The following is a 22,135-nucleotide window of genomic DNA, read 5'->3' as shown; positions in this document are numbered from 1 at the left end:
CAGCCCGCGCCACGCCTGACCTTAGGTGATCGTGATACCGGTGCCATGGGTGACAGACCCGATGATGGCTGCCGGCTCGCCCGCCTGCTGCAGGGCCTGTAACAGCCCAGCGGCATCTTTGGCATCCACGGCCGCTAGCAATCCGCCGGCGGTTTGCGGGTCAAACAACAGATCGCGCACACCACTGCTCGGAACCTCGGCTGCCAGCGCGCGGTTGTCGCCAAACAGCGACGAGCGAACACCCTGCGCCGCCAGCTGTGCGGCTCCGATCATCAGCGGCACCGCCGCCATTTTCAAATCAGCCCCAACCGCCGAGGCCTGGCAAATTCCGGCGAGATGTCCGTATAGGCCAAAGCCGGTCACATCCGTCATCGCATGGGCCTGTTGCAGGATCTCTGCCGCCTTGGCCTGCGGGCGGCACATCTGTGCCAGCGCTGCCGTGACCCATGCGCCCTTGGCAAGCCCCGCCATCTCAGCCGCCATGATCACGCCCGAGCCGATCGGTTTGGTCAGGATCAGCAGGTCACCGGGGTTTGCTCCGGCCAGGGTGATTGGCGCCCGCGAGCACAGGCCGGTGACGGTAAAGCCGATGGTCAGCTCATCGCCAAGCGAGGTATGGCCGCCAACAATTTCGCCGCCCGCATCGCGGATGACGCAGCTGGCGGTCATCATGATTTCATGCAGGGTCCGTTGCTGCAGCTCAGGTGACATCCGCGGCAGGATCAGATTGGCGGTGGCCGCCTGTGGCTGCGCCCCCATCGCCCAGATATCACCCAAGGCATGCACCGCTGCGATGCGGGTCATCACCACCGGGTCGGCGCAAAAGGCGCGCAGATGGTCCGAACTGATCACCTGTTTGACAGTGCCCATCGTCAGCAGCGCCGCATCATCACCGGGTAGCGGCGTGATGTCACTGCGCCGCGCCTCGGGAAGCGGCGCCAGTGCGGCGCGCAGGGCAGTGCGGCCAACCTTGGCTCCGCAGCCGCCACACATGGGTTTGTCCCCCAGCGCCTCAGCCATTCCCAGCGTGTGGTAACTCGGCAGCTGCGGCTGCTCCATTGCCGGCAAGTCGCGGAAACGGGTCATGAATGTCTGGTCGATGTGATCCTTCCAGCGCCACATCAGCGGTCCGGATGGGGTATGGCCAAAGCGTTCAGCCAGCGCCGATTTAGCGCCCAGAGAGATCAGTTTCAGGTAATCTTTTTGCGGCTTGTAGGCGCGCAGATCGCCACCGCTAAGGGCGGCTTGCAGGTTGTCATAAAGCACCGGCGCCTGGCGCACCGCATAGACCCCGGCTTTGGGGCGCGGCGCATGGCAAAGATGGGCACAATCGCCCGCCGCAAACACAGCCGGATCCGATGTTTGCAACTGCGCGCTCACATTGAGGTAGCCTTCACTCTGCGCCAGTCCCGAGCGGCCCAGCCAGTCATAGGGACGGGCGCCGGCCGCGCCTGTGGTGAAATCCGACAGCACCTCACGGCCATCCTTCAGGCGGATGTGATCGGCCTCGATACTGGCGATCTCGGCGTTCTCCAGCAGGGTCACGGATTGCTCGGTCAGCGCGATGCGCAGCTTGGCGCGGGCTTTGCTGCCAAGGGAGGTTAGAACTTCGGCGTTGTCGATCAAGGTGGCCTGCGCCAACCTTCCGCGACTGCGCAGGGCATGGGCCATTGCCAGCACCAGCTCCACCCCGGCAACGCCGCCGCCGATAACTGCAATATGGGCCGGGCCGTCGCCGTGGCGGAAGGCATCCCATTTGGCGGCAAAAATCCCCAATGGCTTGGCGGGGACCGCGTGGCAGGCAAACCCCGCCAGATCGGGCATGTCGCAGGTGATGCCCACGTCGATTGAAGCCACGTCATAAGCGATTGGCGCACGCCCCGGAACCAGCACCTGACGGGCGGCGATGTCGATGCCGGTGGCGGTGCCAAGGATCACCCGCGCGCCGGCAAAACGGGCCAGTTTCACCAGATCAATGTCCAGCTCGTCGCGGCTGTAATGACCGGCGACAAACCCCGGTAACATGCCTGAATAGGCTGCCGTCGAGGTGGGATTGATGAGGGTCAGCCGCGCACCGGGCATCGGCATCATGCCCCATTTGCGCAACACCAGAGCATGGGTATGGCCGCCGCCAATCAGCACCAGATCTCGGGTCAGCGGCAAATGAGGGTCATTCATGGTCAATCGGCCTTGTCTCAGATCTGCTATGGGTCATCCCAGCGCGTATGCCGCTCAGCTTTTGTCGTCGGTGTCATCCAGGTTTTGGGTGGCCCAAGAGCCGTCTTCCCCCGCCGCTGGCAGGCTGTCGCGGCTTTCTTTCTGATGAATATGCACCTTGGCAATGAAATTGGCGGTGATCGGCGCGGTCAGCAGCAGGAACAGGGTGATCATCAACTCATGCACCGAATAATGCGGGCCCTTGGCAAAGGCATAGGCCATCGAGGCCAGCAGCACACCGCCAACCCCCAGCGTGGTGGCCTTGGTCGGGGCATGCAGCCGCGACATGGCATCGTTGAGCTTTAGCAGCCCAAAGGAGCCTACCAGTCCAAAGACACCGGCGATGATCAGAAACGCGGTGATCAGCAGTTCGAAAAACAGGTCCATATCCGCCTCACTCGATGATGTTGCCGCGCAGGATAAAGCGCGCATAGGCCACGGTGGACACAAAGCCGAGCATGGCGATGATCATCGAGGCCTCAAAGTAAATGCCAGTGCCCTGTGCTATACCGTAAAGCACCATCAGGGCGATGGCGTTGATGAACATGGTGTCCAGCGCCAGAATGCGGTCGGCGATCTCATTCGCGAACAGCACTTTCCACAGGTTCATCAGAACCGACAGCGAAAAGCAGCCAAAAGCGAAAATAACGGCGTAGAGGATCATTCGAAAATCTCCATCAGGCGGCGCTCATAGCGCTGTTTGATATCGTCGCGCACCGCGTCTGGGTCGGGGGCATCCAGGCAATGCACCAGCAGCGCATGGCCCTCGGCCGAGACATCCGCTGTCAGGGTGCCGGGGGTCATGGTGATGGTGCCGGCCAGGGCGGTGATCGCCTCGGGGGTGCGCAGCTCCAGCGGGATGGTGACCCAGTTGGGCTGGCGCGCGGCATTGGGTTTGAACACCACGATCTTGGCCACCACGATATTGGCCACCACGATGTCATAGAGCACCAGAAGGATGTATTGGATAACCTTGAGCGGTCTTTTGACCGCCGGGCGGTTGGGCCAAAAGGGCTGGGTCACAAAAGGAATGATGATCCCCAGCCCAAATCCAAACACCAGCGAGTTCAGCGAGTATCCATTGACCAGTAGCAGCCAGGTCACGGTCAGCAACAGGGTCAGAACCGGGTGTGGCAACAGACGGTGCAGCAGTTTCATGGCTCAGCCCTCCCTAGAACCGCGTCAATGTAGAGGTTCGGGTCAAACAATTGTGCGGCGGTGGCATTGGTATAGTCCATCATCGGGCCCGCGAATACAGTCAGCAGCACCAGCCCGGCCAATAGGCCAAAGCAGGCAACAAATGGCAGCATGGGGGCATTCGGTGCGGGTTCCTCTGGCTGCGCTTGGCTGTCGTCCACCGGCCGCTCTGGTTCGGCTTCGCGGATATGGCTGGCGTCGTGGCTTTTCCAGAAGATCTCGGATCCGGCCCGGGCCAAGCCGATGATGGTGATCAACGAGCCTGCCAGAATGACAGCCCAGATCCACCAGACCAGATCATGGCCGCGCGCCGCGTCCATCACCAGCAGCTTGCCGACAAAGCCCGACAGCGGTGGCATTCCGGCCATGGCGATGGCGCCGACAAAGAACAGTGCAGCAATCAGCCCGGTTTGTGCCATCGGGCGTTGGGCGACAATTGCGCCGCCGCGGCGCTCCATCACCAGATCGGCGACCAGAAACAGCAGGCCGGCAGCAAGGGTCGAATGCACGGTGTAATACAGCGCCGCTGCAATGGATTGTGGGGTGAACAGCGCCACCGCGATCAGCAGCGTCCCCATCGAGGCAATGGCGCCAAAGGCCACAAGACGGCCAATCTCACGGGCCCCCAGAACACCAACCGCACCGATGGCCAGCGTCAGCATGGCGGCGGGAAGCAGCCAGTCTCCGACCAGTCCAGCGGTGGCCGCGACCTCGGGGCCAAACACCAGCGTATAGATCCGCAGGATGCCATAGGCGCCCACTTTGGTCATGATGGCAAACAGCGCTGCAACCGGAAGCGGTGCATTGGCATATGAGGCAGGCAGCCAGAAGTGCAGCGGCAGAACCGCGGCCTTGATGGCAAACACCAGCAGCAACATGATCGCGCCGACCCGCAGCAGGGCCGTGTCATCGGGCGACAGCTCAGCCACCCGCACCGCCAGATCGGCCATGTTCAGGGTGCCGGTCACCGAATAGATGGTGCCAAGGGCAAACAGGAACAGGCTGGAGCCCAGCAGGTTATAGACCACATATTGCACCCCGGCCTGCAACCGTTTGGTGCCACCGCCGTGGATCATCAGCCCGTAAGAGGCGATCAGCAGCACCTCAAAAAACACAAACAGGTTAAAGGCGTCGCCAGTCAGAAAGGCGCCCAGAATGCCCATCAGCTGAAACTGCAACAGCGCGTGGAAATGGCGGCCCCGGGCATCCCAGCCTGATCCAATGGCATAAAGCACCACCGCCAGTGCCAGCCCAGAGGTCAGCAGCAGCATCAGCGCCGACAGTCGGTCCAGCACCAACACAATGCCAAAAGGCGCCGGCCAGCTGCCTAGTTCATAGACCTGCACGGTGCCATCAGCCGCCTGTGCCGCCAGCATCAGGGTGATCGCCAGCAGTACCAGGGTGCTGGCAAGCGAGAAGATCCGTTGCAGGCTCAGATGGTGGCGCAGCACCATGATGGTGAAAGGCGCGACAATGGCAGGCAGCACCACGGGCGCAATCAGCAGGTGGTTCATGCGTCATCTCCTGCGCGCTCATCATTTTCAATCATGTCAATCTGGTCATCCTTGGCCGACAGATAGGCCCCCAGCGCAATCATCACCACCACGGCGGTCATGCCAAAGGAAATCACGATGGCGGTCAGCACCAGCGCCTGTGGCAGCGGATCGGTATAGGGCACTTCGGCGTATTTGTTCAGCACCGGAGGCGCGTTGACCATCAAGCGGCCAGTGGCAAACAGGAACAGGTTGACGCCGTAGGTCAGCAGCGACAGCCCCAGAATGACCGGGAAGGTGCGCTTGCGCAGGATCAGATAGATCCCCGCAGCGGTCAGAATGCCAACGGCCGAGGCAAACAGGATTTCCATGCTCAGGCCTCCTCTTCGGTCTTGGGCGCGTCATCGCGGGCCGGGTTGATGTCCATTGCGTGTTCCGACTGCATGCCCGGCTGCCAGGCAAATCGCGCCAGGCTTTCCAGGGTCAGCATCACCGCGCCAACCACTGCCAGGAAAACACCAAGGTCAAACAGCGCCGCAGTGGCCCATTCGAATTCCTCCAGCGGCGGCCAGTGCAGATAGCCAAAGGCGCTGGTCAGGAAAGGTTTGCCCGCCAGCCAGGCCCCCATGCCGGTGGCGGCGGCGATCAGCACGCCAGAGCCGATGATGCCGTGGTAATAGACCCGCTGTCGCTCAGCCGCCCAGCCAAAGCCCGAGGCCATGTATTGCATCAGCATGGCAATTGCCGCGATCAGGCCGGCGATAAATCCACCGCCCGGCAGGTTGTGACCACGGAAGAAAATATAAGCCGCAACCATCAGCGCCAGGGGCATCATCACCCGCGTGGCGATCACCATCATCAGCGGGTGCGGGTCGCCATCCTGCGGCAGGTCCGGTTTTCGGTTCAGCAGATAGGCACGCACCTTGGACCCTAGAATGGCTTCGGTCAGGGCAAAGATCACCAGCGCCGCAATGCCCAGCACGATGATCTCGCCAAAGGTATCATAGCCCCGGAAATCAACCAGAATCACGTTCACCACATTGGTGCCGCCGCCGCCCTTGTATGAATTGGCGAGGTGGAATTCCGAGATCGACGGCGCAATGAAATCGCGGGTCATCAGCGCGTAGATCAGCCCGCCAACACCGGTACCGGCAGTGATTGCAATCAGCCCATCCCGCATCCGGGTGCCGATGGGGGTTTCCACCGGGGTCTCCTTGGGCAGAAAGTTCAGCGCCAGCAGCATCAGGATGATGGTCACAACCTCGACCGAGATCTGCGTCAGCGCCAGATCCGGCGCCGAGAGATAGTTGAACGACAGCGATACAATCAGACCCACAACGCCGATCAGCACCAGCGCCAGCAGTCGGTTGCGGTGGTGCAGCACGATGAAAATCGTAGCCAGCATCAGACAGACCCAACCGATGATCGGCAGGGCTCCGGCGTCCTGAACCGCTCGGGTAGGGGCCGCGGCGACGCCGGACTGATAGGCGTAGAAAGAAATCGCAGTGGTGAACACCACCATGATCGCGGCGTAGCGGGTGATCGAGCCATTGTGCAGCGCGTCGCTCAGGCCCCGGCTGAACCGGGTGGCGGCGCCAATCAGGGCGTCAAAGATCACCTTGGCCTCGGGGCGGGGGGCGGCGTTCCAGACCCGTGCCAAGGCAGAATGCCCCCAAAGCAGCGCCATCCCACCAGATATGGCCGCTAAGGACATCATCAGCGGTGCATTGATGCCGTGCCAGAGTTGGACGTGGAACTCAGGGATTTCCCCATCGCCAATCACCGCCGCCGCCGCAGCCGAGACCACAGGGCCGGACAGGATGTTGGGGCTCAGGCCGATGGCCACCACCAATAGCGCCAGAAAGGCTGGCGCCAGCCAGAGCCCGACACCGGGATCATGCGGCTGTGCCGGGTAGTCGTGCCGCTGGGGGCCCAGAAATACATGCTTGATATAGCGAAACGAATAGGCAGCCGAGAACATGGCGGCAAAGACAGCCAATCCCGGAACCAGATAATGCGAGTCGCGCCACAGGGTGTTCACGGTCTCTTGCAGCATCATCTCTTTGCTTAAGAAACCGTTCAGTGGCGGAATGCCCGCCATCGACAGCGACGCAATGACAACGATGGTAAAGGTGATAGGCATCAGATGCCGCAGCCCGCCCAGCCGTTTGATGTCACGGGTATGGGCACTGTGGTCGATAATCCCGGCACTCATGAACAGCGCCGCCTTAAATGTGGCGTGGTTGATGATGTGAAAGATTGCGGCAATGGCGGCTGCTTTGGTGCCAAAGCCCAGCAGCATGGTGATCAGCCCCAGATGACTGACAGTGGAAAACGCCAGCAGCGCCTTGAGGTCATCCTTGAACAGCGCAATCACCGCGCCCAGCACCATGGTGATCAAGCCGGTGGTGGCCACGATATAGAACCAGGCCTCGGTGCCGGCCAGCACCGGCCACATCCGCGCCATCAGGAACAAGCCGGCCTTTACCATGGTAGCCGAGTGCAGATAGGCCGACACCGGCGTCGGGGCGGCCATCGCGTGTGGTAGCCAGAAATGGAACGGGAACTGCGCCGATTTGGTGAAGGCGCCAATCAGGATCAGGATCAGCGCGGGCAGGTACAGGGGCGAGTCCTGGATCAGCTCTTTGTGTTGCAGGATCACAGTCAGATCATAGGAGCCAACGATATGGCCCAGCATAAGCATGCCGCCGATCATCGCCAGACCACCAGAGCCGGTCACCGCCAGCGCCATACGGGCGCCCTGGCGGCCCTCGGGCAGGTGCTTCCAATAGCCGATCAACAGGAACGAGCTGAGCGAGGTCAGCTCCCAAAATACCAGCAAAAGCAAGATGTTGTCGGACAGAACGATACCAACCATCGCGCCCTGAAACAGCAGCAGATAGGTATAGAACTGACCCATCGGGTCCTCCCGCGACAGATAGAACCGCGCATAGAGGATGATCAGCAGACCGATGCCCAGGATCAGCCCGGCAAACAGCAGCCCCAATCCATCAAGATAGAAGTTGGCGTTCAGCCCCAGACCGGGCAGCCAATCGAGCCGCGCCTGCACCAGCTCGCCGCGCAACACGGCGGGGGCATTCAGCAGTAGGCCGATAAAGGCCAGCAGGGTGGTGAACCCAGCCGAGGCGGCGGCGGCGTTGCGCCCGGCACGGATCAACAGTGCAGGGAAAAGCGCACCAAGAAAGGGCAGGGCCGCAATCAGAAACAGGGACACGTGATGATCTCCGGGCTTGGGCAAGGCAAAGTTATCGTTGCCTAAGCATTTTTTGGCATCAGTGCCAGCCCTCGCGATGGCTGCGGAGGCAGATTGCGCTGCATTTTGTTGAATTCTCGCGCCTAACGTGGTGGCTCTGGGCAGCGTTGACAAGAACTTGATTGCGCCGTCAGAGGCTTTTTCTGACCAGCGCGGCGGAACATGTTAGGCCGCTTGTAGTGGACACATAAATCCGGAGAGCCGAATGCCCCAATTGACCCTATCCAGACGCAAAGTTCTGCTTGGCGGCGGGGCTGTGGCTGCCGTGGCGGCAACGGGTGTCTGGTGGCGCAGCCAGCCGCCGGATCACGATCAGCCGCGACTGACGGTGGGTGAGGCCTATCAACAGGCGCAATCGGGCGAGATTACTCTGATAGATATCCGCACACCAAGAGAGTGGAAGGCGGTCGGAGTGCCGGTGGGTGGCCATCCCATTGACCTGCGGCGCAATGATTTCGCTGAGGCAGTGGCCGTGGCAGCCGGCGGTGACCGCAGCGCCCCCATTGCGCTGATCTGCGCCACCGGAGGGCGTTCTGCCCGGATGACTTTGGCGTTAACTGCGGCCGGATTCAGCAATATCATAGATGTGCCCGAAGGCATGATGGGATCGCGGGCTGGGCCGGGCTGGGTGGCCAGCAACCTGCCGGTCTCACGTTGGCAGCAATGATCGCAGGGGGCGGTTTTGCCCCGGCGTTGGCGGCTGTGATGGTCGCCCTGTGGGGCGGCGCCGCACGGGCCGGCTGTGACGATTTGTCAGCCCCCTGCCAGATTAGCACCGGGGCCTATCACATCAGCCTGCCGCAGGCCGCCCGGCAGCAGCCTCTGCCGGTGGTGCTGTTTCTGCATGGCTATGGCGGATCAGGTGCCGGGACTATGAAAAACACTGGCATGATCAAGGCGCTGAAGGCGCGCGGCTATGCGGTGATTGCGCCTGATGCCACCCGGCGGCGAAATGGCAACCGGTCCTGGGTGTTTTTCCCCGGCTGGCAGGGCCGGGACGAGGCTGCATTCCTGCGCCAGGTGATGGCAGATGCGGCGAACCGGTTTGGGGTCTCGCGGCATGATACCGTCTTGGCCGGGTTTTCGGCCGGCGCCTTCATGGTCAATTACCTGGCCTGTCAACACCCGGATGATTTTGCCGCCTATGCGCCTATCTCAGGTGGCTTCTGGCGACCCCAGCCCGAAAGCTGCGCCGCGCCGGTGCGGTTGTTCCACAGCCACGGGTGGAGTGATCGAACCGTCCCGCTAGAGGGCCGCTATCTGGGAGACAAGCAGTTTCAGCAGGGTGATATCTATGCCGGGTTAGAGTTGTGGCGGCAGACAAACGGCTGCGAGAGCCATGCGCCGGGCAAGGCCTGGCAAGACGACAAGGCCCTGAGCCGCCGTTGGGACTGCGGGGTCGATGCAGATATTGAATTCATGCTGCTTCCGGGGGGGCATAGGGTGCCCAAGGGCTGGGCAGATCTGATGTTGGACTGGTTTGAAGAAAAATAAGACTTTCTGAGGGGGGCTTTTCCAGTGACGGGGCTGCCCTGCGAAAAATCAGGCGACTTTCAAGAGGTGTATCATTTGCCCGCAACAGCTCCCGCCCGTCGTCGGCCTCCTATCGGAGACGCTCCTCCCGTTGGGCCTGGCGCCGCGCTTTGCGCGGCGCCAGGCCCAATCCCGCCAAGGGGATTGGGCAAAGCCAGATCCCCTGCGGGCGCGGGAGAGCTACGCGTCATACGGTGTGATGTCTTAGAAACGGTGCGCTGGGCGTCGAATGCGATTATTCGGCAGCGCTGCCGCTGGGGCTGCCACCGTCCAGGATATGCTTGAGCCGGGCGCGGCAGCTGCGGGCGTTGCGGGTGATTTGCGGCTCACAGAACACCTCTCGGGTGCCCATCCAGGCATTGATCCGGCGCAGCACCGGCAGCCCTGACAGCGCCGACAGCGGCACCGCCAGCACCAGTGACAGGGCAATCGGCAGCAGCCAAAGCGACACCAGTCCGGTCACAATGCCAACCCACAGCGCCAGCCCGCTCAGGGTCTCCAGCGCGTGGCTGATCAGCAGCGTGGTCCAGCTGTAGCGACCGCCATCGCGGGCCTGCGGTGCCCAACCACGCTGCAGGCCCAGCGCGGTGCGGATTACCGCGATCATTTGCTGCACCATCAGGATCGGCGCATAGAGGATCGCCAGCAGGATTTCCGAGGTAAAGGACAGCGCAAACCGGGCGCCGCCGCCATAGTCGGAAAACCGCGCACCGGTCAGCGGCAGTGCGGCAATCGCTAGCAGCTTGGGCGCCAGCAGCATCGCATAGATCAGCAGGATCACCAGCACATGGCGCGGCTCGGACATATCGGGCCAGGACGGCATCAGCGGATTGCTCTCGCTGAAGTAGGTCAGCACCGAGGCCTCTTCGCCACGGCCAATGAGGGCCCAGATCACCAGCAAGGCAAACCAGATTGGTGCCATCAGATAACCGATGGCGCCGTGTAGCAGGTGAAACCGAGAAATCGCCCGGAACCCCTTGGCTCGCAACAGTTTCAGGTGCTGAAGATTGCCCTGACACCAGCGCCGGTCGCGCTGGATATGGTCGATCAGGGTCGGCGGGGTTTCCTCGTATGAGCCGCGGATACGCGGCAGGAAGCGCACCGACCAGCCCGCCCGTGCCAGCAGTCCGGCCTCGACAAAATCATGGCTCATGATCAGTTTGTCATCGCCCCCGAGACGGCGACCCAATGGGCTGCGCAGATGCGGCAGCCCGGCGCAGGTGGCAAAGGCGCGGGTGCGGATGATGGCGTTATGGCCCCAATAGTTGCCTTCGCGTCCGACCCAGCGGGCCAGCCCCTCGGCCAGGGCAGCGCCGTGGACGCCATTGGCAAACTGCTGCATCCGGCCAAACACCGACTGAGCGCCGATCAGCTGCGGATAGCTTTGGATCAGCCCGGCGCCTGGGTCGCGCGACAGCGCATTGGCCAGCCGGGTGATGGCGCGGCCGGTCATCAGGCTATCGGCGTCTAGCACCAGCATCGCCTCAAACCCGGCGCCCCAGCGGCTGACCCAGTCGGCGATATTGCCAACCTTGCGATCGGTATTATGATCGCGGCGGCGGTAATACAGGTTCAACCCCGGTGGCATCATCGCGTGCAGGGCGCGGACCGAGATCAGCTCCTGCGCGGCGATGGCATCATCGCGGGTGTCTGACAGGATGAACATGGAATACTCATGCACGCCGCCGCGTTTGCGCAGCTCTTGCAGCATGGTCTGGGCATTGCCCAGCACATACCATGGCACCTCGTTATAGACCGGTATCAGGAGCGCCACGGTCATCTTGCGCGGCGGTGCAAGGCGGCGCTCAGCGGGGCGCCTCGACAGCGAGTACAGCCCCAGCAGCACGGTTGAGACGGTGAAGCAGATCCAGAAGAAATTGAAGGCAATCAGCGCCAGCAGTACCATTTCCAGCCCCGTGAAGCCGCCATCACCAAACCAGCCCTGCATCACCCAGGTCAGCAGTGCAGTGCCCGCCATAGCCGGCGAAAAGGCCAGAATTCGCCACAGTGACACAGATTGTAGTGGCTGCTGCTTTGGCGCATCAAAGTCCTGAAAACCAGCCGAGAAATCCTGCGCGGGCATCGCCAATGGTCGCTCGGGCGGCAACAGGACCGGGCGGCTCATGCGGTCCACCGGTACAGCCAAACCTCAGAGGCCATCTGACCGTCTTTGCGCAGCTGTGCGCGCAGTTCCACCAGATCCCGCGCGCCGGGATCAAACGAGAACGCCAGCCGCAACCCGCCGGTTTCCGGGTTGCGTTGCAACACGCCACTGCTGGTGTCCACATGCGGCGACGAGATATGGACATCGATGCCACCGGGGCCGTCGCTCAGCAGCGGGTGGGCGGCAAAATCCAGGGTCATGATCCGCCCCGGATTGCCAAACACCCGCGCACCTGCCGCGGTGTTGATGACTCGTGGCAGCTGCAAGTCCGGTTCATGGCCCCAGGTCAGATGATAGGACAGGCTGACCTGGTCGCCCGCTGCGTAGGGCACCTGTGGGCGCCAGTAGGCGACGATATTGTCGTAGATTTCCTGATCCGCCGGTATTTCAACCAGCGTCACCGCGCCCTTGCCCCAGTTGCCGTCGGGCTCGACCCAGAGGCAGGGGCGTTTGTGGTAACTGGCCTCAAGATCGGCAAAGTCCGAGAATTTGCGGGCCCGTTGCATCAGGCCAAAGCCGCGCGGGTTCTCATCCACAAAGGAGGAGATCTGCAAATGCCGGGGATTGGCCAGTGGCCGCCACAGGACCTCGCCGTGACCGTTTTGCACCAGCAAGCCGTCACTGTCATGCACCGCCGGGCGGAAGTCGTCGAACCGGCTGCTGTTGGTCTGATCAAACAGGAACATCGAGGTCAGCGGACCCAGCCCCACATGGCTTAGCTCCTGGCGGGGAAACAGGGTTGCCTGCACCGCCATGGTGCAATTGTCGCCGGGCAGGATGTCAAATCGGTAAGCACCGGCGACAGATGGGCTGTCCAGCAGCGCGTGGAGCACGATATTGCGCTGGCCGGGGGCGGGGGCTTCAAGCCAGAACTCGATGAACTCGGGGAATTCCTCGCCCATTGGGTCGCCGGTTTTCAGCGCCAGCCCACGGGCCGACAGCCCATAGACATTGTCCAGCCCGATGGCGCGGAAATAGCTGGCGCCCTGATAGACACAGAATTCGTTCTTCAGATTGGGCTGGCTCAACTCAGTGCGCAGGCGCAAGCCGGAATAGCCCAGACTGTCGTCGAAGCTTAGGGCAGGCGCCTTGTCGGTCTTGTCAAATAGCGACAGATCAAACGGCACCCGCTCGGCCCCGTTACTATCGGTCACTGTGTTGACCTGAACGGGGCGCGGGAAATACAGGCCGGGCAGGAAGAAATCGACGTTATAGCTGCGATCGGTATCCGACCACAGGGCATCGCGATTGCGAAACCAGCGGGTCTGATAGTCCTGATAGCTCATATCCAGCCAGTCCTGCGGCACCGAGGCGCGCGGGGCATAGTCATGGGCGGCCAGCTCTCGGGCCAGCGAGATGACCGTATCGCGGGAGAAAGGCGGTACGTCCGAGGCTTGGGCGGGGAATGCTAGAATTGATGTGCTGGCCATGGCTGATGCCAGAAAGGAGCGGCGGGAAAAGGAGGTCATCGTTTGGCTCTCCAGGGTTGGGATTTGAACCAGGCGGCGGCAAAGGCCACCAGGATAATCAGGCCGTAACCGGTAAGGTTGGCAAGTGCCGTGGTGGTGACGGCGCGACCGGTCTGGTCCAGCACAAAGCCGATCACCCGGGCCAGCGCCATCGAGACGACAAACACCGCCAATGATTGCTGGCCGACCTTGGTGATCAGTTTGAGCAGTACAGCCCAGACCCGCGCGCTGATAGAGTGACCCGAGGCGATCAGCCGTTTGCCGCCGTCGCCGGCAATCACCCAGCCCAGATAGGCCAGTGACAGGAAATGAACAAACCGCAGCAGGCCAAAGTCGCTTTTGTTGCGCCACTCCTTGGTTAGCGACCAGACCGGGCGGATGGTATCGGCCAGATCATGATTCCAGGCCTGCACCCAGAGAAACACTTTCCAGGCGCCAAACGGTGCTGACAGCACCACAAAGCCAATGGCCAGGGCGATCAGAGGTTTTGACACCGGCGGCTTAGGTAGCCAGCCTTTCATAAAGGCAAAGCCGGTAAAGAACAGCAATTGCCAGCCAAAGGGGTTGAAGAACCACTTGCGCTCTGACCAGGGCTCGGCCGAGAGCGCCAGCCCGTCGGGGGCCAGGCCGATGACATAGGGGTTGGCAGCGAGCCAGATCACAACAGATGTCGCCGCCACCGCCCAGAGACTGATCCTCTCCATCGCCATCATCAGTGGCATCAGCGCCAGCACCACCAGATACATCGGCAGGATGTCGAAATAATTGGGCACATAGCTAAGGGTGAACAGCCCCACCAGTTGCGGCATGGTGTCGTTAAAGAAGTGGCCGAGGTTCAATGAGTTGACATAGCTCTTGTCAAAGCCGCCATAGGTGTCCAGCGCTGCCATTATCATGGCGATAAAGAAAAACAGCCCGATATGGGCCCAGAACACCTGCCAGACCCGGTAACCAACGCGGGCAGACCCCATGCGCCAGCCCAAGCGCCCGTAAGAGCCGCCAAAGGCAATCGCCGAGGCCATGCCCGAACAGAACACAAAGATCTCGGTGGCGTCGGAAAAGCCAAACCGGGCGGGAATCCAGCCGGTCCAGCGATTGCCGGGGATATGGGCGCTCAGGATGATGAACATGGCAATGCCACGGTAAAAGTCGAGCCGGGGATCACGGATGCGCCCCGGTGCTTGCACTGGTGTCTGCACTGGCGCCGCAGCCTGATTGGCGGCTGCGCCGGGCAGGGCCGTAACCTGGGTATCTGGTTGAGGCACAATTGTCGCCATTTCAGTTCATTGCCTTCCTGGGTGAGTCTGCGGGTATTCTGCGGGTATTCTGCGGGTATTCTGCGGTTATTGTGCCGACAAGCTGTGGGGGGCTGCGCTGCCGCGCATTTCGGCAATCACCTCACGGCGGGCCAATGCGTAATTGCCTTCATTGCCACCACAGTATGCCTGGCGATCATCCAGAATTGACTCGACCGCGTCCAACTGTCCGGCCCGCAGGCCAGAATCGATGGTGATGCGTTCAAAGACATCGCGCTGGGCGTTGCTGCCGCCTGCCATCCACATGGAGCCGCGTGCCTGCGACAGATTGGCAAAAGCCCCGGCATAATCGCCCTCACCAAAGGCCTCTAGCCCAAGCGCCGCGGCACAGCCGGGATTTGCCATCCGCTGGCCTGCCTCGTCCGTTCGGGTCTGCGCGTCTGCGTGAATGCGTTTCACCAAGCGGCTGGTGGCCTCTTTGCGGTTGTGGCCGGCCAGCGCCAGCAGGTAATGCAGGTCGGCAAAAATCAGGCTGCCGTCTTCGGTCCGGTTGGCTGCCAGTTCCGCCAGTTCCTCCCAGCGCTCGCCCACATTGGCACCATTCAACTCCAGCCGCATCAGCAGCGAAGTGCCGTTTGAGATATCACGGTAGTCGTCGGTTTTATCACTGCGGATCTCGTGGTCATACAGATCAAACACCTGATCAATCTGCCCCAGGTCCAGGTGCATCAGCGCCTTGTGCCACCAGACGTGATAGCGGAAGTTGTTGCAATGCGACCAGGCGGCCTCGCGTCCCTGCAGCCAGTCCAGCCCGGCCTGGGCGTTGCCGGTCATTTCATGCACATGCGCCACCGCATGCAACCCCCAGGCATCATCGGGCGCTGTCCATAGGGCCTGCCGACCGACAATCTCGGCCTTTTCGAATGATCCGGTTTCTTCCAGGGTAAAGGCGTGACAGCCCAGCAGATAGCCGTGCCCGGCATGGTCGGTACCATAGGCCGGCAGGAGCCGCTCAATCGAGCGACGCATGCCGGCACTGTCGCCTAGCACAAAGCGGATGGAATGGCTCAGCTTCATCGCCAGCGCATCTTGGGGATGGTTGTGTAACACCTGTTCCAACTTGGCTATGGCCGCCGAGGGCTGCCCGGCCAGCCAGATCTCCAGCGCCGCGATGTAATGGCGTTCACGGGGCAGGGCAGTGTCAAAATGCGCTCTGGCAGCGGAGAGCGCCTCGCGGGCGGTGGCAATCAGTTCAGAGCGTCCCATCAGCAGGTAGAACATGCCCTTGCAGGCCTGACCCAGCGCAAAACCCGGTGCTGTCGCCAGTAGCGCCGCAAGATGTGTCGGGGTGGTGGCCGCATGGGCCAGAACGCCCATTTGTACAGCGTTCCAATCGCGCAATGCAGCAGCATCTGTCAGGCTGGTGTCTTGGCCAAAGATATCTTGCATACTGGGGATCCATTCTTGCGCTAAAAGGTTTTACCGTTATCTGGCATGACACTAAGCCATGAGATTGCGTCGCGCGACGCCACCTCTCGCATTGGTGAAGGGACGTGTGTGCAGGGCCGGAAATTGCAATGAAGGGAGCGTAATTCTGGTCGGTTTTGCGCAAATGCGGCATCCCTCCCCCGATTGCAGACGGGGAAGGGGCTTGGCTCTGGCAATTTCTGTAACACTTGGCTGGTCAGTGTCTGGCCAGTGTCCGGCCCGTGTCTGGCCGGGAACGCGACGGTATCTGGCCAGCGCTTGTGCGGTCAGATCTCGAAGGGGGCCTCCGCCGACAGGATCTCGTCGCTGTCGGCGCCGCAGCTGCGCGGCGCCAGGCGGTAGGTCACCGGGGTGCGGGAGAAGTTGAGCGGATTGCCGATCAGAGACACCGGTCCGGCCTCGCTCTGCATCTCGATCTTCATGTTGCGGGCTGCCACCTGATCCGAGGCAAACACCTGTTGCAGATCCTGCACCGGCCCAACCGGCACCTTGCGGGCTTCTAGCCCCTTGATGATGTCCAAAGTGCTGAACCGTTTCATCGCCGGGATCAGGATGTCGTCCAGCGCCTCGCGGTTTTGCAAGCGGCCCGGATTGCTGGAGAACCGGGGGTCTTGGGCCAGACCGGCCAGCCCGAGGAACTCCATGAAGCGGGTAAACTGGCTGTCATTGCCCACCGCCACAATGACATGACCCTCGGTGCTCTGGTACAGGCCATAGGGCATAATGTTGGGGTGACCATTGCCACGTCGTTCGGGCAACTGGCCAGAGGTCAGATAGTTGGCGCCTTCGCTGATCAGCCAGGCGATCTGACTGTCGACCAGCGCCACATCGACCTGCTGGCCTTCACCGGTCTGCTCCTGGTGGCGCAGCGCCGCCAGAATGCCCACGGTGGCATACATGCCGCACATCACGTCGGCGATGCCAACGCCAACCTTCATCGGCGCGCCCTCCGGCTCACCGGTCAGCGACATGATGCCGCCATAGGCCTGTGCCATCAGATCATAGCCGGGTTTAGACGCATGTGGGCCGGTCTGCCCATAGCCCGAGATCGAACAGTAGATCAGCCCGGGCAGCTTTTCCCGCAGGCTGGCATAATCCAGCCCGTATTTCTTCAGCCCGCCGGGTTTGAAGTTCTCGATCAGGATATCCGCCTGTGCTGCCATCCGCAGAATGGTCTGCTGGCCCTCAACCGTGGCGATATCAATCGCCACCGAGCGCTTGTTGCGGTTGGCGGACATGAAATAGGCCGACATGTCGGTGTCATTGCCATCCTGATCGGTGACATAGGGAGGCCCCCACTGGCGGGTATCATCACCGCCGGATTTGGGGTTTTCCACCTTGATCACCGTAGCGCCAAGATCGCCCAGCAGCTGGGTACAGGTTGGTCCCGCCAGAATACGGGACAGGTCAAGAACTTTGACTCCCTTAAGTGCGCCGTGTGGGAGTGGTTTAGATCCGACCATCATAGCCTCCTGGTTCGATTTCAGCTGCAATCACGGTGAAGCTTTGTGCCGTCATGGCATCAGTCAAGGCGACGCGCAACTGTTGCCGGTTGCGAACCGTCACCCCGTTACCGCCAAAGGCGCGCCCGATGGCGGCAAAATCATGGCGACCAAAGTCAACTGCCGCATTGGCCAGTTGGCGCTGGCGTTGTTTCAGTTCGATCAATGCCAGGCTGGCATCGACAAACACCAGAAAGATCGGCGCCAGTTGCATCTCAGCTGCTGTGGCCAGTTCTCCGGCCACCATCAGGAAGCCGGCATCGCCGGAAAAGCTGATCACCGGCCGCTGGGGCTGCGCCAGTTTGCGGCCAATGGCCATCGGTACCGCGCAGCCCATGGTACAGAGCCCAGACGACTGGATCAGCCCACGGGGCTCATGGCAGCCCCACATCTGCGACAGCAAAATGCGATGGGCGCCACTGTCGGCGCTGGCCAGAGTGTCGCTAGGCATTACCGCGCGGGTCTCGGATATCACCGCCGCAGGGCCCCAGTCGTCGGTCAGCGGAAAGGCCTGCGTCAATGCCACTTGGGCAGTCTGGGGCTGCTGGTCTGGCCAAGTTGCGCGCGCCGCCACCCCATCGGACAGCGCCGCAAGGGTGGGGGCGATACTGGTGAGCAGGTTCAAGCCGCCCTGATGCATATAGTGCAGGTTAGGCTCGGGGGCGATGTCGATGACCTGTTGGCGGTTCACATCCCAGACATCGCGCCAGCCGGGGCGCATTTCGATGGGATCATAGCCGATGCAAAGCACCAGATCTGCGACCCGCAACAGCGGCAGGAGATGACTGTCGGCCAGCGGAGAAAGCCCGCCACCGCCGAGACACAGCGGATGGCTTTCGGCAATAATGCCCTTGGCCTTGTAGCTGGTGACAAAGGGGATCTGGTGGGTCTCCAGAAAGCGCTGGATGGCAGCTCCGGCCTGTTGCTGGACCGCATCCAGGCCGATCACCGCGATCGGGCGCTCCGCCGCGGCCAGCCAGTCACGCGCCTGCGCCAGGTCAGCGCCGCTGGGCACGGTGTCACTTGCAGGCGCGCGGCGGATGTTGCGATCTGTTGCGGCGCTGTCAGCCACCGAGATTGGTATATCAATGTGAACCGGGCCGTTGCGCTGTTCGGTGGCGATGGCGATGGCCTTGTCGGCGATCAGGTCGGCGGTTTCAGCGTTCAGGCGAAAGCTGGCCTTGGTGATCGGCGCAAACACCGCCCCGTGGTCGAGCACCTGGTGGGTATAGTTCTGCTGCTCCGCCTCATCGACACAGCCGGTGAGCACCAGCATAGGCACCCGGTCCTGATGCGCATTGGCCACTACGTTGACGCCGTTCAGTGCGCCGGGGCCAATAGTGGCCACAAGGATCGCCGGTGCGCCGTCGCTGTGGTGCACGGCTTCACCCATGAAACCCGCACAGTTTTCGTGTTTGGCCAGGTGAAAGGTTATGCCAGCTGCCTGTAGGGCATCCACTAGGGTCAGCACTTCGCCGCCGGGCATGCCAAAGGCGTGGCGGCAGCCTGCTTCATACAGACGACGGGCCAGAATATCTGCGGCGCGGGTGGGGCGGGTCATGAACTGATCTCCGATTCTCGTTTGCTGCGAGAATGCGGAGCTGGCGGGGTGGTGCAAGGGGTTTCACGCCCATGTGACCCATGTGACCGGGATGGGCAGGCCTAGCGGCTGGCCTGCCGGGCAATCGCGTCAAACACCTGGCTCAGCTCCTCCGCCAGTTTGACCAGTTCGCTGCCGCCCTCACCCATGTAGGGGGCAAAGACGTGGCTGGGGATCTTGTAGGAAAGCGTCGCCTGTCCGTCAGGATTTTCGGTCACATAAAACCGAATGGGGGCCTCGATCATTGCACTGGTCGAGGTGGCAAGGATACGGACGGCAAAGTCGTTGTTGAAAACACCGATCACCCGGTTGCCGGGGATGGTGATGCCGCGCCGGGCGGCGGCGGCAGTTGGCCCGGCCTGAGTGACCACCGCCATGCCCTGCGCCTTGGTGGCTGCTTTTAGGTCGGTGATCAGCTGGTCAAAGCCTTTGTTGGTTTCCATCACCACCCAGCCGTCACGCGGTTGCAGGCTGTCGGCCGAGGCCGATAGGGCAGTGAGGGCAAGCAGGGCTGCAAAGGCGAGAGATCTGAACATCATGGGGCCGCTCCAATAGACATGGCCCTTTTTTTAGGCCGAACAGGAGGCTGTTGAATGTCACAATGCCGTGTGTGCCCCGTGGTCAAATCTATTTGCGCGCTGGGCGGGCGACTGCGACCCTAGATCAGTTTTTTTTGCAAAACATCTCGTGGATCACATGCAGAATGCGGCGCGAGCGGTCGTCTGCCAGCCGGTAATAGATCGTCTTGCCGTCGCGGCGCGTGGTGACCAACTGTTCCTGTCGCAGCCGGGACAATTGTTGCGATACAGCAGCTTGGCGCGCCGACAGTAGATCTTCCAGTTCAGCAACCGATTTCTCGCCAGTCACCAGATGGCACAGAATTCGCAAGCGGCCTTCATGGCTGATCGCCTTCAAAAAATCCGAGGCGCTTTTGGCGTTGTCCACCATGTCATCCATGTCTTTGGCTGCCATGTCTTTGAATGCCATGTCCGGGAACCGCTCGGGGTCAGCCATCTGTTCAATCTCCATACCCGGATCTCTTCCTCTGTCGGCCTGTTGGTGTTCTTGCGCCGCCGAGGGTCGAACGCCAGACCAGAGAATTCCTTCATAATCCTAGTCTCATGATAGCGCATAACAATCAAGATGGCTGGCTGCGGGGCAATCTGTCTGGCGCCAGACCGGGCACAAATGGCAGACAGGTCGCGCCGCTCTCATGCGATGAGAGCGGCGGATACAGGTCAGGGGCGGTTTTTGTGGGGGATTAAACAGGCAGCTTGAATTCGCTGGCTTCGGCATTGCTGAGTTGCTCGCCCTGCTTGCGTTGCAGCAGAATGTCGCGCGCCAGCGCATATTCATCGCCCTGCCAAAAGATCAGGCAGCCGTTGCAGCCCTTGCCGCAGCAGCCTTGGGTGCCAACCCGGTTGGTTTTGAAGCGGCGGGTGTTGGTGTCCCCATCAATCGCCTCAACCAGGGCGTCGCGACGGCGGGTATAAGCGGTTTCACCGGTAGAATCGCGGATCTCCATAGCCTGGGCGGTCTTGTCCAGTTGCAGACGCTTCCACTGCTCATCGGTCAGTGCGCGTTCCTTGCGGATCACGGTGAAAGCCGGGAAGTTTTTGCGCAGATCATTCTGGTCTTCCTGCTCAAACAGCGAGAAGGGCAGGCGGACCACCGATTTGGTGGAGCCATGCACCACGTCTTTACGTTCGCCAGTGGCGGCGATCTCGTAGTCATAGGTGCGCAGCAGAATGGTGTTGCGGGCTATGGGTGATACCATTTCCAGCACGTCGCCGGGTTCCAGCTTGTTCTTGACCTCAACCAGGAAGGCATCCTCGGTCACTTCGTTCACCACACCGGCATATTCCCAGGTGGCAATTGCGGCGGTGTGTTCATAGCCATGTGCCAGGTTGGTCAACCGGCCCTTGTGAAAGGCCAGCGTGTAGCCCCGGTTGCCGACGGTTTCCAGCTCGGCCATGTAGTCCGAAGGATCCCAGTTTTCCGGGTCGGCGTAATAGTCATCAATCGCCATGCGGTAGGCCCGCGCCACCACGGCGGCATAATATTCCGATTTGCCGCGACCTTCGACCTTCAGGCTATCGACGCCGATGCGCAAATAATCGTCCAGTTTAGGCATCAGGCACAGATCTTTGGAGTTCAGGATATAGCTGCCGCGCTCGTCTTCCTGAATGGGTAGGAATTCACCGGGGCGCACGCCTTCCTCGAGCAGGAATTCGAACATGTCGCGATTGCTGTCATCGACGATCAGCTCCTGCACGGTGCCGTCTTTCATGCGCATGTGGAACTTGTAGTTCCAGCGGCAGGAATTGGCGCAGTTGCCCTGATTGGCGCCGCGTTCAGCCATGAAATTGGACAGCAGGCAGCGACCCGAATAGGTCATGCACATGGCACCGTGAACAAAGGCCTCCAGCTTGATATCCGGGCATTTTTCGCGGATTTCTTCCAGCTCGGGGAACGAGACCTCGCGGGCCATCACCGCCAAATCGGCACCTTGGCCCTGCCAGAACTGTACCGACAGCCAGGAACAGATATTGGCCTGGGTCGAGACATGCAGCGGGATTTCCGGCGCCCGCTCGCGGACATATTGAAACACCCCCGGATCAGCGATAATCAGCCCGTCAGGGCTCACCTGCCGTACGGTGTCGATATATTCGTCCAGCTTGGGGATGTCTTTGTTGTGCGAATACAGGTTCAGGGTCAGATAGGCGCGCCGCCCGTGCAGATGGCAGAACTTGACGCCCTCAATGACGTCCTCAAGCGAAAATTCGGACTTGGTGCGCAGCGACATATCCGGGGTGCCCAGATAGACGGCATCAGCCCCATACAGGATCGCTATTTTCAACTTGCGCAGATTGCCCGCAGGCATCAGCAATTCAGAACGTCTTGGGGACATGGGACCAGCCGGAGTAGGGAAGAAGGCCGTG

Annotated in this window: 18 protein-coding genes; 2 read left to right on the top strand and 16 right to left on the bottom strand. The window is 61.4% G+C overall.

Features of this window, described 5'->3' with window-relative positions; all coding sequences use genetic code 11:
* Positions 1-21: 21 nt before the first annotated feature.
* The 7 genes from selD to QPJ95_RS23005 are packed head-to-tail and all read right to left on the bottom strand — an operon-like array spanning position 22 to position 8,142.
* Positions 22-2,178, bottom strand: a complete 2,157-nt coding sequence (selD, locus tag QPJ95_RS23035) for a selenide, water dikinase SelD (RefSeq protein ID WP_270919653.1) — start codon at positions 2,176-2,178, stop codon at positions 22-24.
* 54 nt (positions 2,179-2,232) lie between these two features.
* Complete coding sequence (locus QPJ95_RS23030; RefSeq protein ID WP_270919652.1) at positions 2,233-2,604, bottom strand: Na+/H+ antiporter subunit G; 372 nt, start codon at positions 2,602-2,604, stop codon at positions 2,233-2,235.
* Positions 2,605-2,611: 7 nt separating this feature from the next.
* On the bottom strand, positions 2,612-2,881 hold the full coding sequence (locus tag QPJ95_RS23025) for a K+/H+ antiporter subunit F (protein WP_270919651.1): 270 nt from the start codon (positions 2,879-2,881) through the stop codon (positions 2,612-2,614).
* Positions 2,878-3,375, bottom strand: coding sequence for a Na+/H+ antiporter subunit E (locus tag QPJ95_RS23020; protein WP_270919650.1), 498 nt, complete (start codon positions 3,373-3,375; stop codon positions 2,878-2,880). The genes QPJ95_RS23025 and QPJ95_RS23020 overlap by 4 nt, the downstream gene beginning before the upstream one ends.
* Positions 3,372-4,928 (bottom strand): monovalent cation/H+ antiporter subunit D, encoded by a 1,557-nt coding sequence (locus QPJ95_RS23015; protein ID WP_270919649.1) that lies wholly within the window; start codon positions 4,926-4,928, stop codon positions 3,372-3,374. The genes QPJ95_RS23020 and QPJ95_RS23015 overlap by 4 nt, the downstream gene beginning before the upstream one ends.
* Positions 4,925-5,278 carry a Na+/H+ antiporter subunit C gene (locus QPJ95_RS23010; RefSeq protein WP_270919648.1) on the bottom strand — a complete coding sequence of 118 codons (354 nt, stop codon included), beginning with the start codon at positions 5,276-5,278 and terminating at the stop codon, positions 4,925-4,927. The genes QPJ95_RS23015 and QPJ95_RS23010 overlap by 4 nt, the downstream gene beginning before the upstream one ends.
* 2 nt (positions 5,279-5,280) lie before the next feature.
* A complete protein-coding gene (locus QPJ95_RS23005; RefSeq protein ID WP_270919647.1) occupies positions 5,281-8,142 on the bottom strand; it encodes a monovalent cation/H+ antiporter subunit A in 2,862 nt (953 codons plus the stop codon).
* Positions 8,143-8,386: 244 nt separating this feature from the next.
* On the opposite strand from QPJ95_RS23005, the gene QPJ95_RS23000 reads away from it, so the two are divergent.
* Together QPJ95_RS23000 and QPJ95_RS22995 are read left to right on the top strand one after the other, a co-directional pair.
* Entirely contained in the window at positions 8,387-8,848 is a 462-nt protein-coding gene (locus tag QPJ95_RS23000) for a rhodanese-like domain-containing protein (RefSeq protein ID WP_270919646.1), read from the top strand.
* Complete coding sequence (locus QPJ95_RS22995) at positions 8,845-9,675, top strand: alpha/beta hydrolase family esterase (RefSeq protein WP_270919645.1); 831 nt, start codon at positions 8,845-8,847, stop codon at positions 9,673-9,675. The genes QPJ95_RS23000 and QPJ95_RS22995 overlap by 4 nt, the downstream gene beginning before the upstream one ends.
* Before the next feature lie 274 nt (positions 9,676-9,949).
* Here the strand turns inward: QPJ95_RS22995 and mdoH are convergent, their stop codons facing one another.
* The 9 genes from mdoH to QPJ95_RS22950 form a co-directional block, all read right to left on the bottom strand.
* Positions 9,950-11,839, bottom strand: a complete 1,890-nt coding sequence (gene mdoH / locus QPJ95_RS22990) for a glucans biosynthesis glucosyltransferase MdoH (RefSeq protein ID WP_270919644.1) — start codon at positions 11,837-11,839, stop codon at positions 9,950-9,952.
* On the bottom strand, positions 11,836-13,347 hold the full coding sequence (locus QPJ95_RS22985; protein WP_270919643.1) for a glucan biosynthesis protein: 1,512 nt from the start codon (positions 13,345-13,347) through the stop codon (positions 11,836-11,838). The genes mdoH and QPJ95_RS22985 overlap by 4 nt, the downstream gene beginning before the upstream one ends.
* On the bottom strand, positions 13,344-14,624 hold the full coding sequence (locus tag QPJ95_RS22980; RefSeq protein WP_270919642.1) for an OpgC family protein: 1,281 nt from the start codon (positions 14,622-14,624) through the stop codon (positions 13,344-13,346). Before QPJ95_RS22980 ends, QPJ95_RS22985 begins: the two co-directional genes overlap by 4 nt.
* A gap of 66 nt (positions 14,625-14,690) precedes the next feature.
* Positions 14,691-16,052, bottom strand: a complete 1,362-nt coding sequence (locus tag QPJ95_RS22975) for a tetratricopeptide repeat protein (protein ID WP_270919641.1) — start codon at positions 16,050-16,052, stop codon at positions 14,691-14,693.
* A 305-nt stretch (positions 16,053-16,357) separates the two neighbouring features.
* Positions 16,358-17,554 (bottom strand): CaiB/BaiF CoA transferase family protein, encoded by a 1,197-nt coding sequence (locus QPJ95_RS22970; protein ID WP_270919640.1) that lies wholly within the window; start codon positions 17,552-17,554, stop codon positions 16,358-16,360.
* Positions 17,541-19,154: a thiamine pyrophosphate-binding protein gene (locus QPJ95_RS22965; RefSeq protein WP_270919639.1), complete on the bottom strand. Its 1,614-nt coding sequence runs from the start codon at positions 19,152-19,154 to the stop codon at positions 17,541-17,543. The genes QPJ95_RS22970 and QPJ95_RS22965 overlap by 14 nt, the downstream gene beginning before the upstream one ends.
* 101 nt (positions 19,155-19,255) lie before the next feature.
* Positions 19,256-19,732, bottom strand: a complete 477-nt coding sequence (locus QPJ95_RS22960) for a DUF302 domain-containing protein (RefSeq protein ID WP_270919638.1) — start codon at positions 19,730-19,732, stop codon at positions 19,256-19,258.
* A 124-nt stretch (positions 19,733-19,856) separates the two neighbouring features.
* Positions 19,857-20,180 (bottom strand): ArsR/SmtB family transcription factor, encoded by a 324-nt coding sequence (locus QPJ95_RS22955; protein ID WP_270919689.1) that lies wholly within the window; start codon positions 20,178-20,180, stop codon positions 19,857-19,859.
* 274 nt (positions 20,181-20,454) lie between these two features.
* Positions 20,455-22,104 (bottom strand): U32 family peptidase, encoded by a 1,650-nt coding sequence (locus QPJ95_RS22950; RefSeq protein ID WP_270919637.1) that lies wholly within the window; start codon positions 22,102-22,104, stop codon positions 20,455-20,457.
* Positions 22,105-22,135 lie beyond the last annotated feature (31 nt).

It is taken from the genome of Parasedimentitalea psychrophila (assembly GCF_030285785.1).
Lineage (GTDB): Bacteria > Pseudomonadota > Alphaproteobacteria > Rhodobacterales > Rhodobacteraceae > Parasedimentitalea > Parasedimentitalea psychrophila.
The sequence above is the reverse complement of the archived record's forward strand: the minus strand, read 5'-3'. Positions and strand labels throughout refer to the sequence as shown.